Raw genomic sequence first — 13,447 nt, forward strand, 5'->3', positions numbered from 1 at the left:
ACGTAGCCCGTAACCTACTCGTGGTCGAGCCCGTGTTCATTCGTTGATGGGCATTTTTGGGGGAGGGCAAGTTGCGAGACGTATTGAAGATTGCGGCGGGCGTCGTGCTGGGCCTGATCGCATATGCTTTGATCGGGGCGATGTTCACCGCACTCAATCCAGCAGATCGCGCGGCGCGTGATCTTCTCGAGCGGCAGTTCGCGCCGTCGAACTAAGCGGTCGGGCGCGCCCCAACTTGTCGATGCGGCTGCAGCGACCATCTACAGTAAAGCTAAGCGGAGTCCTGGACCCATGTCCCATAAGCTGAAAATCGATTTTGTTTCAGACATAGCCTGCCCATGGTGCGCGGTGGGGCTTGGCGGCTTGGAGAAGGCGCTTGACGCACTTAAAGGTGAGGTTGCGGCGGATATCACGTTTCATCCGTTCGAGTTGAATCCGAACATGCCGGCCGGTGGTCAGAACATCGTCGAACACATCGCCCAGAAGTATGGCTCTACGCCGGAGCAGGCCCGCTCCAATCGCGATGTGATCCGAGACCGTGCCGCCGGGGTCGGTTTCGTCATGAACACGTCGGATGACAGCCGAATCTACAACACGTTCGACGCGCATCGCCTGCTAGCATGGGCAAAGGAAGAGGGGCGACAGATTGATCTCAAGCGCAGGCTCCTCGCTCTTAATTTTACCGATCAGCGTGATCCGGGCGACTATGACGCTCTAGTCGCGGCGGCTGAAGAGGTCGGCCTCGATGGTTCGGCTGCACGCGCAGTGCTCGATTCTGATCGGTACGCGGAGCAGGTGCGTGCGGAGGAAGCGCTGTGGCAAGGTCGGGGGATCAACAGTGTCCCGTCAGTTGTCGTGAACGATCGCTATCTGATTTCGGGTGGACAACCTCCTGAGGAGTTCGAACGTCAGTTGCGTGCGATCGCCTCGGAGGCGGATGGGCCGGCCAACCAGGCGGCTGGCGCCTGACGCAGGCTACTTGCCGGTTACCTTCACGCCAATTCGCGTCGCCAGTGTGATGACGTCCGCGTAGGTCGGATCGTCGGCGACGATGTCGAGTGAGGGCGCATGCTCAGATAGCGGCGCCTTCCCGACCCGGTCCCCGAACAGGACGATTGCCAAGGATCGGTCGTCTTGACGCGATACCCAACACAGGCCCTGCACGTCTGGACATTGCGCGTGGATCGCCTCGGCCCACTTGCGAGTCTGGGGATAGATGTGCTTTTCGGTCTCGATCAGCTCACCGCGCTTGATCCCGAGATTTCGCAACGCAGTGGTGCTGAGATCGACGAGCACGAGGTCGGCTTTCGAGAGCACCTGCGAATAATGATGCCCTTTGAGCTTGCGTTTTGCGACGCTCTTGAACCCGGGCGCAAAGGGTACGTCGTGAAAAACGGATTCCATCGCGGCACAGTCGAAGGTTTCGCCGCCATAGATGGTCGGGATCGATTTTCCCTTCGCGTCGCAAATCGGACTGAAGCGCGCATTGCCGTCTGGCCCCGGATTGAACTCGTCGCCCCGGAACTGGTCCTCATGGATGCGGTGAATTATCCTGGTCTTCGGCCAGGCCGTTGTCCGTATCAGTTTGGCGAGCTTGGTCGGAGGCGTGGGGATGACGATCGCCGTAGCCGCCGCGGACGGGCTGACCGGTGCGGGGGCTACGGCGGGGCTAGGCGGCGGGGTGGTGGTGCCCGTCTTTCTAGCCATGCAGCACGCCGTCGATCTCGTCTTGCGCGGCTGCCAGTACTCGCTCGGGATCAGTTTTGAGCAGGTCCATCGGTCGAACGCCGCCCAGGAAGCTGTTCACGGAGACGAACCAGATCGCGATATCCCAATCTTCAAGATCGCTTCCAAAGCACTTGAGGATGGGCGCGAGCGCCTTCAGCGGCCGGTATCCCGCGTCGGCATCGAGCGCAAACCCGGGATAATAGTCGTTGCCCTGCTGGCGGACGGCGAAGATTTTCCCTTCGCGCTTCCACTTATTGGGCTGGGCGCTTGCATTTCGACCGCTGAAACCGGCGAGCTCCGAAACCTGTGCGGCGCTCAGCCATTCGGCCGACCTGAGCACTTCGGTCCGCGCCTCGGCATTCATCCGGGCTTCTGCGACAAGATGCTGCGGAGGCGCCACTTGCGGGACGAGCGCTTCGACGAGTTTGTCGAGCGTCTCCTGGTCGCGGCGGGCGAGCCGTGCCAGAATGAGCGGTGTGATCAGAGTGATCGCTTGAGCGACCGCCTGTCTGAGCTTCGGCGTTCCGTGCTCGAGCGCGAGCGCGATGACCTGGTCATCATCTGCCGCGCGAAGCTTCTTGCGCACTTCGGCTGCAGTGCCGGAGAGCGTTTCGAACGCTACAGCGCCTGCCTCATCAGGATAAATCGTTGCCATGAGTTCGATCCAATCGGATATGTTGGATATGAATGTAGTGCGATATCCTAAATAATCAATACCCGCCGTTTGATGCGGTTTCTGGAGGGGGCAGAGTTTGACGATCGAAATCGTACCGGCAACCGCGGCGATGATGGCCGAAGTAGAGGCGTGGCTCGATGCGGAGGAAGCGGCACACGTCGCGGCGAACAAGGCATGGGAGAGCGACTATTCCATCGAGATCCCCGATCGCGGATTTCGCTGCAATTGGGATGAAACGAAGCGGCGTTGGCAGGAGGACGAAGCGCCGATCAATATTCTGGTCGTGGACGGCGAGGCGGTTGGATTTGAAGGGCAGGGACTCTTCGAAATACGGCCTGACCTACGCCGGAATGGCTACGGGCGCCTGCTCGCGGACCACATGATTGCGTCGAAATTCGAAGATGGCAGCTCGGTCATCGAAATCGGTATCGCGCCGAGGACCGCGGAGCCGTTCTGGGAGAGCATGGGTTTCACCCGGATTCCGGGGAAGAACCACCACGGGTCCGGTGCCTATGCCTACAAGGTGCTGCCGCGGACCTTTGAGCTCGGCGCCGGGGAGCGGGTGCCGTATCGGATCTCGTTCTTCTCTACTGAGGAGCGATATCGCGATCCTCCCAATGCATATGCAATCGTCGAAGGGTCGGCCGAGCACCTTTCGGATGGCAGTGTACAACTGCCCGCGCGCGCGATTTGCTTCGATCCTGAAGAAAAGCGACCGAGCGACCCCTTCGTCCGGATCGAGGTCGATGGCGAGGAGCTGCACTTCGACAAGGTCAAATACGACAGCAGCGAAGCCTTCGGGGTCGAGCGCGACAAGGATGGCTTCTACTTCCTCGATCGCATCCGATCCGTCGTCCCCCGGGGCTAGGTGGCATGCCTTATCGGCAAATCATCGACATAACCTTCAAATGCATATTCGTTGAGAATCTGGCGGCGCCAGAGATAGGCGCGGTCAATTTTGCTGAGCGCGGCCTCGTCACATGTTTCATCCCAGGCGGCGATGATGCCGCTCACCTGGCCGTTGATGATATCACGCGCTTGCGCATCGCCTAACAGGAATGAGGTGGCAGACAGGCGGCAATTCTCCAGGAGGCTACGCCGATCATCGCCGATCACTGCCATGGCCTGGTTCGCCTCGTGACTGTTCCGGGCCTGCGGGCAGATGTCGTATGCAGGCGTCAGCGCGAGAGAAGAGCCGTCCCAAAAGGCTGCATGATTGCGCGCATGATCATCGGTGTTGCCGGTGAGGATATTGAACACCATCCGTGCGAAAAGCTCGCGCAGCGTCTCGCGCGGATCCACGAACCGGGCGCGAACGATCTGCGCCAGCTCGACATAGCTCGCGTAGCGGGCTTGCATCTCACTCAGCCCTAGCATCGTCAGCGCGGAAACCATGGCGTTGCGTGTCCACCCTCCTTCGGCCTTCGTCCTATCGAAGCGCTGCACGAGCAGGACGTCCTTGCCGCTCGCCGTCGTCAGACTGACCGGCGCCACGTTCATGCCGAGGCGCGCGGCAAGCCGCATCGCCACAAATTCCGATTTGACCACCGCGTAGGTGTCATTCGTGGCCGAGAACTTGGCGATGAACTTCGTGGCCCCATCCTCGATCAACGCCTTAGGCCGTGCACCGCCGATCGAGCTGCCATGAAACAGGGCCTTTTCGAGGCCAGTAGGTAGCGGCTCGCCGCGTTCGACATGGCCGGCGGCGTCGAGAAGCTCCTCGAGGGTCGCATTTTCCTGCTCGCGTGGTTCATAGCGATCAGGCGACCGTTGGAAATCGAGCGCGCCGATACGATCCGACCCTGAGTTGAGCATGAAGGTCAACTCGTCGAACTCGACGTTGCTCGCGGCGTCTCCATGTAGACCCGTCAGCCGGTTGATTATGACACGTCGCCCCCAAGCATCCGGTGCACCGTCTCGAAGACATCCTGCTGTGTCGAGCGGGGGAGTTGGTACGTTCGCTCCGCGACCGAGTGGGAGCTCCGGAAGGAAGATAGGGATCGCGCCGTGGCGTTCGAGATAGGAACGCCCATAGGTGAAAACGTGCACATTGCCTTGGCGCTCGATTAGTCCGGCGACCACTGGTTCCAGTGTACCAGGAAGCCAGATCCAGACGTATGCCTCGGTGGCATAAGGCGGGGCTACGTTCGGCTCAGAAGTCATCACGCGGCTCGGAACGGGGGCGCCGGATCGATCGCGGGAGCAATGCCAATTTGTCGGCCATATGTGCGACCTCGGGCGCAAGCCGCGACGGCTCATCCACGAACAGCGGCACGCCCAGCAGCACTGCCGCCTCGAAGGCGAGGCCGATCTCGACCTTGGGCTGCCCTTTTTCGATCGACTGGAGGGTGCTGCGCGCAATTCCGATGCGTGCGGCAAGATCGGCCTCAGTCATTTTACGCTGTTTGCGGGCAAGACGAATCTGCTGGCCGAGCAAGCCCAGGGCTTCCCGTGTCGTGCGCGAATAGGTGCGTAGATGTTCCGGCACGATATCTCCTTATGACCGTTCTAGCAGGCGCGAGTAGAATTTGTGCCTATTATACCGGTCAGAGGGTGATTTCAAACCGAATCTTGTGGAATGACTGCAACGGCAGCCATGAAGCGCATTTATGGCGGCCATATCGGTCATTGGCGGGATCGAAGAGCTTCGTCCCGGAACGGCGGCGGGTCGGGTAGCCGAGCGAGGCCGGAACCGGCGGGAAGCGCTGCTTCTACTAGGCAAACGCCGCCGCCGGGACCCGGAATTCGATTCCGCAGACCTAGCTAATGCGTCAATCTTGTGTCCGATAAGTGTGATTCTCGGACACAAGATTGACGCGCCGGGGAGGGGGTTTTAAGATGACCACATGCCACCAGACGACGGCTTCAACGACCAACTGCCCGCCACGGTGCCGCAATCGGAGCTGCCCGATATTCTTCGTGCAGAGGTCGAGCGCGCGGCCGACTATGCGCGCGCGTCGCGATCTGCCGCGACGCAGCGAGCATATGGCTCGGACTGGAAGATCTTCGTTGCCTGGTGTGAAGCGCGCAGCCTCGAGAGCATGCCGGCGACGCCCGCCGTTGTCGCCACGTTTCTCGCATCCGAGGCCGACAACGGCCTAAAGGCCAACACTGTCGGACGGCGGCTCGCTGCCATCGGCTACCATCATCGCCAGGCCGGGATGGATCCACCCCAGGAACAGTCGGGTGCTGGTGCAATGTTCGAGGTGCTGGCTGGGATCCGTAACACGCTCGGAACCCGCAAGGATCGAAAAGCACCGGCTGACGCCGGCGCGCTGGGTGCGATGCTAGCTACCATTAAGGGCGACGACCTTCGCGCAATCCGCGACCGTGCGCTGCTGGCGATCGGCATGGCTGCGGCGCTGCGCCGCTCGGAACTCGTCGCTCTCTGGATCCACGACGTCGAATTGCCGACCGAAGGGCTGCGGCTGTTGATCGGTCGGTCGAAAACCGATCAATCGGGTGAAGGTGCGGTGGTCGCCATTCCCGAGGGGCACCGCATTCGGCCGAAGGCGCTGCTGCTCGCATGGACCGAGGCGGCCATGGAAGCGGCGCGGCAACTGAGCAATCCACTGATCTCGTTCGATCGCGGTCCCCTGTTCCGGCGGCTGACGCGCGGCGGTGAACTGACGGCTGATCCCATGTCCGATCGCGCGATTGCCCGACTGGTTCAGCGTTGCGCGTCCGATGCCGGCTTTGACCCGGGCGCCTTCGCCGGTCACTCTCTACGATCTGGCTTCCTCACCGAGGCGGCGCGGCAGGGCGCGAGCATCTTCAAGATGCGGGACGTCAGTCGCCACAAGTCGGTGCAGGTGCTGTCCGACTATGTGCGCGACGCCGAACTGTTCCGCGATCACGCCGGTTCTCGCTTCCTATAGATCGCGATCTAGTCGAGTGCAGCTGATCAGTCGTCACAGACGGTCCTCACCAGCAGCGCGCCGTCATCGCGCCGTTTCAATAGTGACGCCGCTCCGATCCCGGATCCGCCGGCATTAGTTGGATCGAACGATGATTGAAGGCGGCGGCTGGGCCCCGGTTTTTGCGCGATGCTCCCGGATCTCCGCAATTCCAATCCGGAGCTTTTTCGCAACTGTTTCCGACATCGCCCTGATGTCTCGCGGCGTGTCGAGACCAGGCACCCCCTCGATGAACTCGGCCAGGAGGATGGTGAGCGCCTCGCAGACCTCGGCGGATCCGATATAGAGCGTGTCTCCCCGATCGCCGGTTGTCGGGTCCGCCTCGGTGACTGACGCTTCGCAAATTGCCCGCACGATCGCTCGACGCAGTTTTGCGACATAGTCATTCCGCTCTTCTTCCATCGCTGATCGATGCTCCTTCATGGCCGAACGTGGACGCAATCGTATTGCTGGCGTCGCGGATCATACTCGTTTCATGGATCAAGGTCTTGCGCTAGCGACAAGATCGAAGCGCAGCTAGGCGATGGATTGTTATTAATTCCAACGCTTCCGGCGCCAATGTTTGTGTTCACATATCTTAGGGGGGATTGATGCGCGTCGCGCCATTTACAAGGCCAACGTTGATTGCCGCGACCGAGATGCTTGAACGGCATACGCAGGCCGCTTTTGACCAGATGGTCCTGCGTCTAGGTCTAGAGGATGAAATCTCGGACGGCGCTGGCCTCAGCGTGGCCAAAAAGTGTGGGCAGCTCGGCCGCCTGCTGGTGCAGCGTTCCGGCCAAACCGTCCAAACTGTCGATGGGACCGTAACGTTGGGCGAGGCCGTGGTTCGCGAAGCGCTCGGGGTGCTGAACCCTCATTTCAAAACAGACGTCCAGACTGCATTCCTGCGCGGGCTGGCGCGCGACGGGTTCGCGGTCGAGATCGGCGATCGGGGGAAAAGCTGCGGCTTCGGTCGGCGCTGCCGGACGAAGTCGACCTTCCCGCCAGCGACAATGAGTTGCATGAGCTTCTGAGGCTCTACCAGTTTCATACCCCCCAGGGGCATCTCGACCAGGCAATCGAAGCGCACACCCGCGGTGACTGGGCAGCGTGCAACGCTCAATTGCGGACCTTCCTCGAGAGCCTGTTCGACGCGATCGCATTCCATATCGAGCCAGCGCGAGCCGGCCAGCTTCCGTCATCGGAAAACCGGCGACAGCTTCTTGCCGATCGGGGCTTTCTCGCGATCGATCGAAACGAATGGGGTGGCGAGGGAAAGAATTTCATCAATGGCCTTTTCAAGATGCTCCACACGGACGGGTCGCATCCCGGCTTGTCTGATGAGGATCACTCGACCTTCAGGTTGCACGTCGTCCTCGTGACGGGACGCACTTTCATGCGTCGACTCCACAACCCGGCCGGAGAGTCTTGAGGTGCTGCGTTTCACCGACCTTTTGGTGAATGCTGGGCTGGAACCCGCAAGAGTTCGTCTGCTGCGCCATCAAACGAGGGCGCCGAATGGACGAACACCTTATGTCCTTTGGCGAGATCAGCTGCCGGCATTCGAAGAATATCAGAGTGTGCAGACCCTCAGGAATCGCGCGAGCCTCGCCGCGCCCATCTGGGCGAGCTTCGTAGTTCCGCCGAGTGGCGGCACCCTTTTCGCGGGAATCTATTCGGCGGAGCGCGATGGCTTGGCGGACGCGGACTGGATCGATCCTCTTTTCGGTGTTCCAGGCGCAACCCTCACGCGGGACGACCTCGATCGCTATCGCACGGCACGGGCTGCCTATCTCGAGGGCTACATCGGTCGCCTTTGGATCGAATGGGGTGCTGGCGCGCGAAGCTGGGTCCAGCGGCCCGATCGTCAGAACAAGCCGATCGTCGAATTGACACGACAATTCCGGGAGGATGTCTTCCCGGGCTACACGCACTTCCTGGCCAACATATCCGAGATCAACAGCTTGCCGGTCACGTGGGTTTCGGCCTTGCGCGCTGCGCGCGGCGTCTATCTGCTGACGTCTGCCAAAACCAAGGAGCAGTATGTGGGGTCAGCCACCGGCGACGGCGGCTTTTTCGGGCGATGGGCCAACTATGCCCAGGACGGACATGGCGGGAACATTGGCCTCAAGAGCAGTGAACCCAGCGATTATCAGGTGAGTATCCTCGAGGTGAGCGGAAGCGCTGCGTCTCATGAGGAAATCGTCGCCATCGAGCAGCTCTGGAAACGCAAGCTCCAGAGCCGCGAAATGGGGCTTAATCGCAATTGATCGAAGGCTTGGCCGGAAACGCGGTCTCAGGAGTTGAGGTGACGAAGCATGGGTGGTTTTGGCGCTAAGGAGTGGCAGGAGCATGCGGCGCTCGTCGGCCAGGTGACGTTGGCCTGGAATGGGTGCGTCCACCAGTTGTTGCGGGTGTTCACGCATCTCACCGGGATCGAGTCGCCTGTCGCCGATGCCATTTTCTTCAGCCCGCAGTCGGATAGTTCGCAACGCCGGCTCATCGAGCGCGTGTCTGTAGCGGTTGACCTGGCGGAGCCGCATCGAGCCGCTTTGAAGCGGCTGCTCGGCCGCCTCGACAAAGTGGCGACCAAGCGAAACCTCGCCGCCCACACGATCTTCGGGATTAGTGCCTACAATCCGGCGACAGGAGTATGGGCGCCGACGATCGTACCCGCGCTCCAGCATCCTCAGGACACCCGGCTGCGCGACGATTTCACGTCACAATTCCGCGAGGCAGAGGAGACGCTGTCGAAGATCCATCAGGATCTGGAGCACTGGCTGGTGCACACTCCGTTTCCCGATCGGCCATGGCCGGGACCGCCAATGCCGATCGCGGCCGCGCAAGAGCTCGAACGTCTGGCCGCTGAAACCGTCTCGCTCGAGGACCCGACGTCTGCGCGTACTGTGTAACTGAGCGGTTGTTTCTCCCGGTTACCTCGAATGCGGACCATGAGCTGGCGACCGACAGTTTGGCTGAAGAGATTGGGTGCCCGGCGCTCAGCGGTAGAGGACTGCGAATATCATGACACGAACGGACAATGCTCTCGGCTCGGATCTAACCCGTTGCTCGTGGGTAGGTGCGGATCGGCGCATGCGTGCCTATCATGACGAGGAGTGGGGCGTTCCCGAGAGAAATGGCCGAGCGCTTTGGGAAAAACTGATGCTCGACGGCTTTCAGGCGGGCCTGTCCTGGAGCACCATCCTCAACAAGCGCGACGCTTTCAGGGCGGCCTTTCAGGGCTTCGATCCGGTCAAGATCGCGAGGTTCGACGAAGCCGAAATCCAGAGGCTGCTGGCTGATCCCGGCATCGTCCGCTCTAGGTCCAAGATCGAGGCGACAATCAACGGGGCGAAGGCCTATCTTGCGATGGAGGAGGCTGGCGAAGCTTTCTCCGCCTTCTGCTGGTCGTTCCTCGACGGGAAGCCGCTCGTGAGCGACGGCCGAGAGCGACCGACACAAACGCCCTTGTCGGCGCAAATCTCCAAGGAGCTGAAGCGGCGGGGTTTCAAATACTGCGGACCGACGATTGTTTACGCCTGGATGCAGGCAACCGGGATGGTGAATGATCATGACGCCGGTTGCTTCCGCCGGCGGCAATTGATCGAGACCATGAAATGACTGCAGCGCGCCGATCGCCCGAGTTCTGGCTGACCGACATGGACGGTGTCTTGGTCCACGAAGGCAGTGCGCTACCGGGCGCTGCCGAGTTTCTGGCCCGGCTGATCGAGCGCGAGCGCCGCTATCTCGTGCTCACGAACAACTCGATGTTCACGCCCCGGGACCTGTCGGCACGTCTCGCACATGCCGGATTGCATGTGCCCGAGGCTGCGATCTGGACCTCCGCTCTGGCGACGGCTGATTTCCTCTCCGCGCAACAGCCCGGAGGCTCCGCTTTTGTGATCGGTGAGGTTGGGCTCACCACGGCGCTCTACGAGGCAGGCTATACCCTTACCGACGTGGCGCCGGACTATGTCGTGCTCGGGGAGACCCGCACCTATTCCTTCGACGCGATCACGCGCGCAATTCGTCTGATTGAGCAGGGCTCCCGCTTCGTCGCCACCAACCCGGATCCGACCGGGCCCTCGCCCGATGGGCCACTCCCGGCGACCGGCGCCGTTGCCGCAATGATCACGAAGGCGACGGGGGTCAGCCCCTATTTCGTGGGCAAGCCCAATCCGATGATGTTCCGCAGCGCGATGAACCGTATCGAGGCGCATGCCGAATGTACGGCCATGATCGGTGATCGCATGGACACCGACGTGGTCGCGGGCGTCGAGGCCGGGCTGGAAACGATACTGGTGCTGAGCGGCATTACGCGGGCGGCGGAGGTCGCTCGCTTTCCTTTCAAACCCAGCAAGATCCTCGATTCCATAGCAGATGTGGTGGAATTGATCTGAGAGGCATGACACAGATGGCGCCTATCCTCTTCGTCCCCGGTCTCCTGTGTTCGGCCGAAATATTCGCGGCACAAATATCGGCGCTCTGGCCTCACGGCCCGATCACGGTCGCCTCCACGCTTGAAGGAGAGACCGTTGGCGAGGTTGCCCGGAGAATCCTCAAGACCGCCCCTCCCCGGTTTGCATTGGCCGGGATCTCGATGGGCGGGTATATCAGCCTCGAAATCATGCGTCAGGCGCCCGAGCGTGTCTCCAGACTGGCGCTCTTGGACACGACGGCTCGGCCGGACACGCCTGAGCAGACCGTGCAGAGACGGCTGACGCTTGAGGAGGCGCGGACGGGCGATTTCCTTTCGACGGCGCTGGCGGGTCTCACCACGCTGCTTCATCCAGAGCGCCGCGGCGAAGTTTCGCTCCGGGATCTCAACCAGCGGATGGCGCGATCGGTCGGTCTTGAAGGATTCGCGCGCCAGCTCGAGCTCATCATATCGCGTCCGGACTCCCGCCCATTCCTGTCTGCAATTTCGATACCGACCCTGGTTCTTGTCGGCGACACAGATGCGCTGACTCCCGTCGAGCGCGCGCAGGAAATCGCCGAAAACATCCCAGGCACCAAGCTCGTTATCGTGCCGAAGTGCGGGCATCTCTCGACGATCGAGCAGCCCCAAGTGGTATCGAGTGCGCTGGTGGACTGGATAGGCTGGTGATTGCCTCAGGTCTGAAATTTATAGCGAGCCTGTAACCTTCGGCCCTTTCGCCACGACTTAGGCACATGAGGCCGACTGACGGGCAATCTCGCCAATCATGCCGCCCCATCTGCACCAACCACAGGGGGACGTCAGTGCTCAATGAGACCGTGCTCAATCGACTATCCGCATCGCGGATCGACGTTCATCTGATGCGGATCGCGATCGTCTTCATCTTCCTGATGTTCGGGACGGCAAAATTCGCGCTCTACGAGGCTGAAGGTGTTGCGCGGACCGCGGAGCACTATTGGCTGTTTGCGTGGATGTATCCGATCTGGGGCGTGCAAGGAGCCAGCAACGCTATCGGAACGATCGAACTCACCACGGGAGGACTGATCGCGCTAGGTGCGGTATCGCCTCGCGCCGGGCTGATCGGTGGCCTGATGGGCATGGCCACCTTTCTCGTCACGCTGAGCTTTTCCTTCGGTGCCGATCTCTGGCAGGAAGGCTTCGGCTTCCCGTTCATGGGGAGCAGTGCCCAATTCCTGTTCAAGGATGCAGGGCTGTTCGCCCTGTGCCTGGCTCTCACACTCGACGCAGTGCGGAGGCTAGCGCCCCGGCAGGTGGACCGCGGCTGAGGCTGACCCAACAACTGAAGTGTCCGAGCGGGTGAAGGTGGACAGGCTCGGGCGCCTTTCAGGAGGTAGCGGTCCGCGAGGCCCCGGCTTCGCGTTATAGTTCTGAGTCACCAGCCGCGGCGTTTTCCGGCGTGTATTCGACTTCCTCATAGGCGACCATCTCGAGCCACGGTTCCCTGTCGCTGAACTCTTCGTCGGCGCCGCCGACCACGTCGCCATTTTCCGCGAACAGCACGATCGCGTCGCGCCCGTTCTTCGTGCTGCTGTAGAGCACGCCCTCGATTGGCCGTTTCTTCGGACTGGTCACCAAGGTGCGGAAATACTCGGTGACCACTTGTGTCGGCAGATAGTCGAGGTGCGGCTTCTCTTCCCGGTCGATGCGCTTCCGGAAATCCTCGACGAAGGATTCCATGAACTCGGCGATCGGCCGGTCCTTGGCCTTTTCGGCGTCGAAGAGGCTTGGAACCTCCGGCGCCTCTCGGACGTCGAGGACGAGAACCTCGCGGCTCGTGACGAATGTGCCGGCCGCAAATCGCCCCGGCTGGTCTGCGATCTCGGCGAGCGCGGTCTCGCGATCACCGGCGCCGTAGAACATCGGCACGCCGACAGGGCTCATCCGGTTCGGAAGCGTGGCGTTCTCGTAGGGCGGCGGACCCATTCGGGCTGCATCGAAGTCGTGATCTCCCGGGTTCATCCGCTGGCAGCGGACCCAGGGCGTCTTCGCCTTCAGTGGGATCACAAGGCCGTGGTCGAACGTGAATTGAGCGATGTGTTTCAGCAGCTCAGGGATAGTGTAAGCGGCTGCACCCCAGGTCAGATCATACTCCAAATCCGCGTCTTCGTATTGGAGCAGGAAGAAGCGTCGGCGGTGTGTGACGACCTTCTTGAACGCTTCCCAGCTGGCGCCGACGCGTTCGGCCGGGAGGTCGATGAGCGGGTCGCGGTAGCACCAGTCTTGCTCGGGCATGGCCTCCGCGATGGTTGCCATCAGCTCTCCCTTATAGTCCCGGGGAGCTCGAGGCCGATCTCCATCTCGAGCATGGTGCGCGCGTCCATCTCGTCCTCCGGGAACATCCGGTCCTTGGTTTCGGGGTCCTGCGGCAGCGCCTCGTCGGCGCGATCGAATTCGAGCTCAATCTGCGGGAGCATATATTCGAGGACCGTAGTGAGGTTGGTCGCGTGCACGCCGTCGCCCTTGTCGCCGCAGTAATCGCAGATGTTCGCGTTGGCGCTCTTCTCGATCAGTTTCGAGAGATGCGGATCCGCGAAGCAGCTCGAACAAACCTTCTTGTCCTCGAGACCGCTGAGGCGAAGTCGCTGCTCCGCTTCATGGATCATCTGTTCGCTGAAATAGCCCATCAAAATGCTTTCGCTTGTCCTGCGGAGCCACGTCAGGCTGACGCTGAAAGTGGCTTACCGC

At 61.3% G+C, this 13,447-nt stretch carries 19 protein-coding genes; 12 read left to right on the forward strand and 7 right to left on the reverse strand.

All coding sequences use genetic code 11. The features are described from left to right. Window positions 1–71: 71 nt before the first annotated feature. Both ACWNC0_RS05055 and ACWNC0_RS05060 read left to right on the forward strand, forming a co-directional pair. Complete coding sequence (locus tag ACWNC0_RS05055) at window positions 72–215, forward strand: hypothetical protein (protein WP_449470034.1); 144 nt, start codon at window positions 72–74, stop codon at window positions 213–215. A gap of 76 nt (window positions 216–291) precedes the next feature. Next, window positions 292–969 (forward strand): DsbA family oxidoreductase, encoded by a 678-nt coding sequence (locus tag ACWNC0_RS05060; RefSeq protein WP_449470035.1) that lies wholly within the window; start codon window positions 292–294, stop codon window positions 967–969. A gap of 6 nt (window positions 970–975) precedes the next feature. On the opposite strand, the gene ACWNC0_RS05065 is transcribed toward ACWNC0_RS05060, so the two are convergent. Then, the gene (locus ACWNC0_RS05065) at window positions 976–1,707 is read right to left on the reverse strand and encodes an RES family NAD+ phosphorylase (protein ID WP_449470036.1); all 732 of its coding nucleotides are present in this window, start codon (window positions 1,705–1,707) and stop codon (window positions 976–978) included. Then, a complete protein-coding gene (locus tag ACWNC0_RS05070; protein ID WP_449470038.1) occupies window positions 1,700–2,314 on the reverse strand; it encodes a hypothetical protein in 615 nt (204 codons plus the stop codon). Before ACWNC0_RS05070 ends, ACWNC0_RS05065 begins: the two co-directional genes overlap by 8 nt. Before the next feature lie 166 nt (window positions 2,315–2,480). On the opposite strand from ACWNC0_RS05070, the gene ACWNC0_RS05075 reads away from it, so the two are divergent. Further along, a complete protein-coding gene (locus tag ACWNC0_RS05075; protein ID WP_449470039.1) occupies window positions 2,481–3,272 on the forward strand; it encodes a hypothetical protein in 792 nt (263 codons plus the stop codon). Here ACWNC0_RS05075 and ACWNC0_RS05080 read toward each other — a convergent pair. Both ACWNC0_RS05080 and ACWNC0_RS05085 read right to left on the reverse strand, forming a co-directional pair. After that, window positions 3,269–4,567, reverse strand: coding sequence for a type II toxin-antitoxin system HipA family toxin (locus ACWNC0_RS05080; protein WP_449470041.1), 1,299 nt, complete (start codon window positions 4,565–4,567; stop codon window positions 3,269–3,271). The two genes, ACWNC0_RS05075 and ACWNC0_RS05080, sit on opposite strands and share 4 nt — an antisense overlap. Continuing rightward, on the reverse strand, window positions 4,557–4,892 hold the full coding sequence (locus ACWNC0_RS05085) for a helix-turn-helix transcriptional regulator (protein WP_449470043.1): 336 nt from the start codon (window positions 4,890–4,892) through the stop codon (window positions 4,557–4,559). Before ACWNC0_RS05085 ends, ACWNC0_RS05080 begins: the two co-directional genes overlap by 11 nt. Before the next feature lie 358 nt (window positions 4,893–5,250). On the opposite strand from ACWNC0_RS05085, the gene ACWNC0_RS05090 reads away from it, so the two are divergent. Beyond that, on the forward strand, window positions 5,251–6,282 hold the full coding sequence (locus ACWNC0_RS05090; RefSeq protein ID WP_449470044.1) for a site-specific integrase: 1,032 nt from the start codon (window positions 5,251–5,253) through the stop codon (window positions 6,280–6,282). A gap of 114 nt (window positions 6,283–6,396) precedes the next feature. Here ACWNC0_RS05090 and ACWNC0_RS05095 read toward each other — a convergent pair whose 3' ends face one another. Further along, a complete protein-coding gene (locus tag ACWNC0_RS05095) occupies window positions 6,397–6,723 on the reverse strand; it encodes a hypothetical protein (RefSeq protein WP_449470047.1) in 327 nt (108 codons plus the stop codon). Between the two features lie 188 nt (window positions 6,724–6,911). Here ACWNC0_RS05095 and ACWNC0_RS05100 point away from each other — a divergent pair, with 188 nt between their 5' ends. From ACWNC0_RS05100 to ACWNC0_RS05135, 8 genes are all read left to right on the forward strand, one after another. After that, the gene (locus ACWNC0_RS05100; protein WP_449470048.1) at window positions 6,912–7,337 is read left to right on the forward strand and encodes a hypothetical protein; all 426 of its coding nucleotides are present in this window, start codon (window positions 6,912–6,914) and stop codon (window positions 7,335–7,337) included. Then, the gene (locus ACWNC0_RS05105; RefSeq protein ID WP_449470049.1) at window positions 7,322–7,735 is read left to right on the forward strand and encodes a hypothetical protein; all 414 of its coding nucleotides are present in this window, start codon (window positions 7,322–7,324) and stop codon (window positions 7,733–7,735) included. The genes ACWNC0_RS05100 and ACWNC0_RS05105 overlap by 16 nt, the downstream gene beginning before the upstream one ends. Window positions 7,736–7,883: 148 nt before the next feature. Then, entirely contained in the window at window positions 7,884–8,573 is a 690-nt protein-coding gene (locus ACWNC0_RS05110) for a GIY-YIG nuclease family protein (protein WP_449470051.1), read from the forward strand. A gap of 48 nt (window positions 8,574–8,621) precedes the next feature. Beyond that, the gene (locus ACWNC0_RS05115) at window positions 8,622–9,215 is read left to right on the forward strand and encodes a hypothetical protein (protein WP_449470053.1); all 594 of its coding nucleotides are present in this window, start codon (window positions 8,622–8,624) and stop codon (window positions 9,213–9,215) included. A gap of 112 nt (window positions 9,216–9,327) precedes the next feature. Beyond that, on the forward strand, window positions 9,328–9,924 hold the full coding sequence (locus ACWNC0_RS05120) for a DNA-3-methyladenine glycosylase I (protein WP_449470055.1): 597 nt from the start codon (window positions 9,328–9,330) through the stop codon (window positions 9,922–9,924). Continuing rightward, entirely contained in the window at window positions 9,921–10,703 is a 783-nt protein-coding gene (locus ACWNC0_RS05125; RefSeq protein WP_449470057.1) for an HAD-IIA family hydrolase, read from the forward strand. The genes ACWNC0_RS05120 and ACWNC0_RS05125 overlap by 4 nt, the downstream gene beginning before the upstream one ends. A gap of 14 nt (window positions 10,704–10,717) precedes the next feature. After that, the gene (locus ACWNC0_RS05130) at window positions 10,718–11,410 is read left to right on the forward strand and encodes an alpha/beta fold hydrolase (protein ID WP_449470059.1); all 693 of its coding nucleotides are present in this window, start codon (window positions 10,718–10,720) and stop codon (window positions 11,408–11,410) included. 134 nt (window positions 11,411–11,544) lie between these two features. Then, window positions 11,545–12,027 (forward strand): YkgB family protein, encoded by a 483-nt coding sequence (locus ACWNC0_RS05135; protein WP_449470061.1) that lies wholly within the window; start codon window positions 11,545–11,547, stop codon window positions 12,025–12,027. A gap of 94 nt (window positions 12,028–12,121) precedes the next feature. Here ACWNC0_RS05135 and ACWNC0_RS05140 read toward each other — a convergent pair whose 3' ends face one another. Further along, on the reverse strand, window positions 12,122–13,015 hold the full coding sequence (locus ACWNC0_RS05140; RefSeq protein ID WP_449470062.1) for an RES domain-containing protein: 894 nt from the start codon (window positions 13,013–13,015) through the stop codon (window positions 12,122–12,124). Then, window positions 13,015–13,386 carry a hypothetical protein gene (locus ACWNC0_RS05145; RefSeq protein ID WP_449470064.1) on the reverse strand — a complete coding sequence of 124 codons (372 nt, stop codon included), beginning with the start codon at window positions 13,384–13,386 and terminating at the stop codon, window positions 13,015–13,017. Before ACWNC0_RS05145 ends, ACWNC0_RS05140 begins: the two co-directional genes overlap by 1 nt. Between the last annotated feature and the right edge of the window lie 61 nt (window positions 13,387–13,447).

Source organism: Sphingobium chungangianum, assembly GCF_977014255.1.

What these genes read in the sequence shown, in the direction of transcription:
- ACWNC0_RS05060 (WP_449470035.1), top strand. Translation starts at nt 292, where the DNA reads ATGTCCCATAAGCTGAAAATCGATTTTGTTTCAGACATAGCCTGCCCA.
- ACWNC0_RS05065 (WP_449470036.1), bottom strand. Translation starts at nt 1,707, where the DNA reads ATGGCTAGAAAGACGGGCACCACCACCCCGCCGCCTAGCCCCGCCGTA.
- ACWNC0_RS05120 (WP_449470055.1), top strand. Translation starts at nt 9,328, where the DNA reads ATGACACGAACGGACAATGCTCTCGGCTCGGATCTAACCCGTTGCTCG.
- ACWNC0_RS05125 (WP_449470057.1), top strand. Translation starts at nt 9,921, where the DNA reads ATGACTGCAGCGCGCCGATCGCCCGAGTTCTGGCTGACCGACATGGAC.
- ACWNC0_RS05090 (WP_449470044.1), top strand. Translation starts at nt 5,251, where the DNA reads ATGCCACCAGACGACGGCTTCAACGACCAACTGCCCGCCACGGTGCCG.
- ACWNC0_RS05100 (WP_449470048.1), top strand. Translation starts at nt 6,912, where the DNA reads ATGCGCGTCGCGCCATTTACAAGGCCAACGTTGATTGCCGCGACCGAG.
- ACWNC0_RS05080 (WP_449470041.1), bottom strand. Translation starts at nt 4,567, where the DNA reads ATGACTTCTGAGCCGAACGTAGCCCCGCCTTATGCCACCGAGGCATAC.
- ACWNC0_RS05145 (WP_449470064.1), bottom strand. Translation starts at nt 13,386, where the DNA reads ATGGGCTATTTCAGCGAACAGATGATCCATGAAGCGGAGCAGCGACTT.
- ACWNC0_RS05115 (WP_449470053.1), top strand. Translation starts at nt 8,622, where the DNA reads ATGGGTGGTTTTGGCGCTAAGGAGTGGCAGGAGCATGCGGCGCTCGTC.
- ACWNC0_RS05130 (WP_449470059.1), top strand. Translation starts at nt 10,718, where the DNA reads ATGGCGCCTATCCTCTTCGTCCCCGGTCTCCTGTGTTCGGCCGAAATA.
- ACWNC0_RS05095 (WP_449470047.1), bottom strand. Translation starts at nt 6,723, where the DNA reads ATGGAAGAAGAGCGGAATGACTATGTCGCAAAACTGCGTCGAGCGATC.
- ACWNC0_RS05140 (WP_449470062.1), bottom strand. Translation starts at nt 13,015, where the DNA reads ATGGCAACCATCGCGGAGGCCATGCCCGAGCAAGACTGGTGCTACCGC.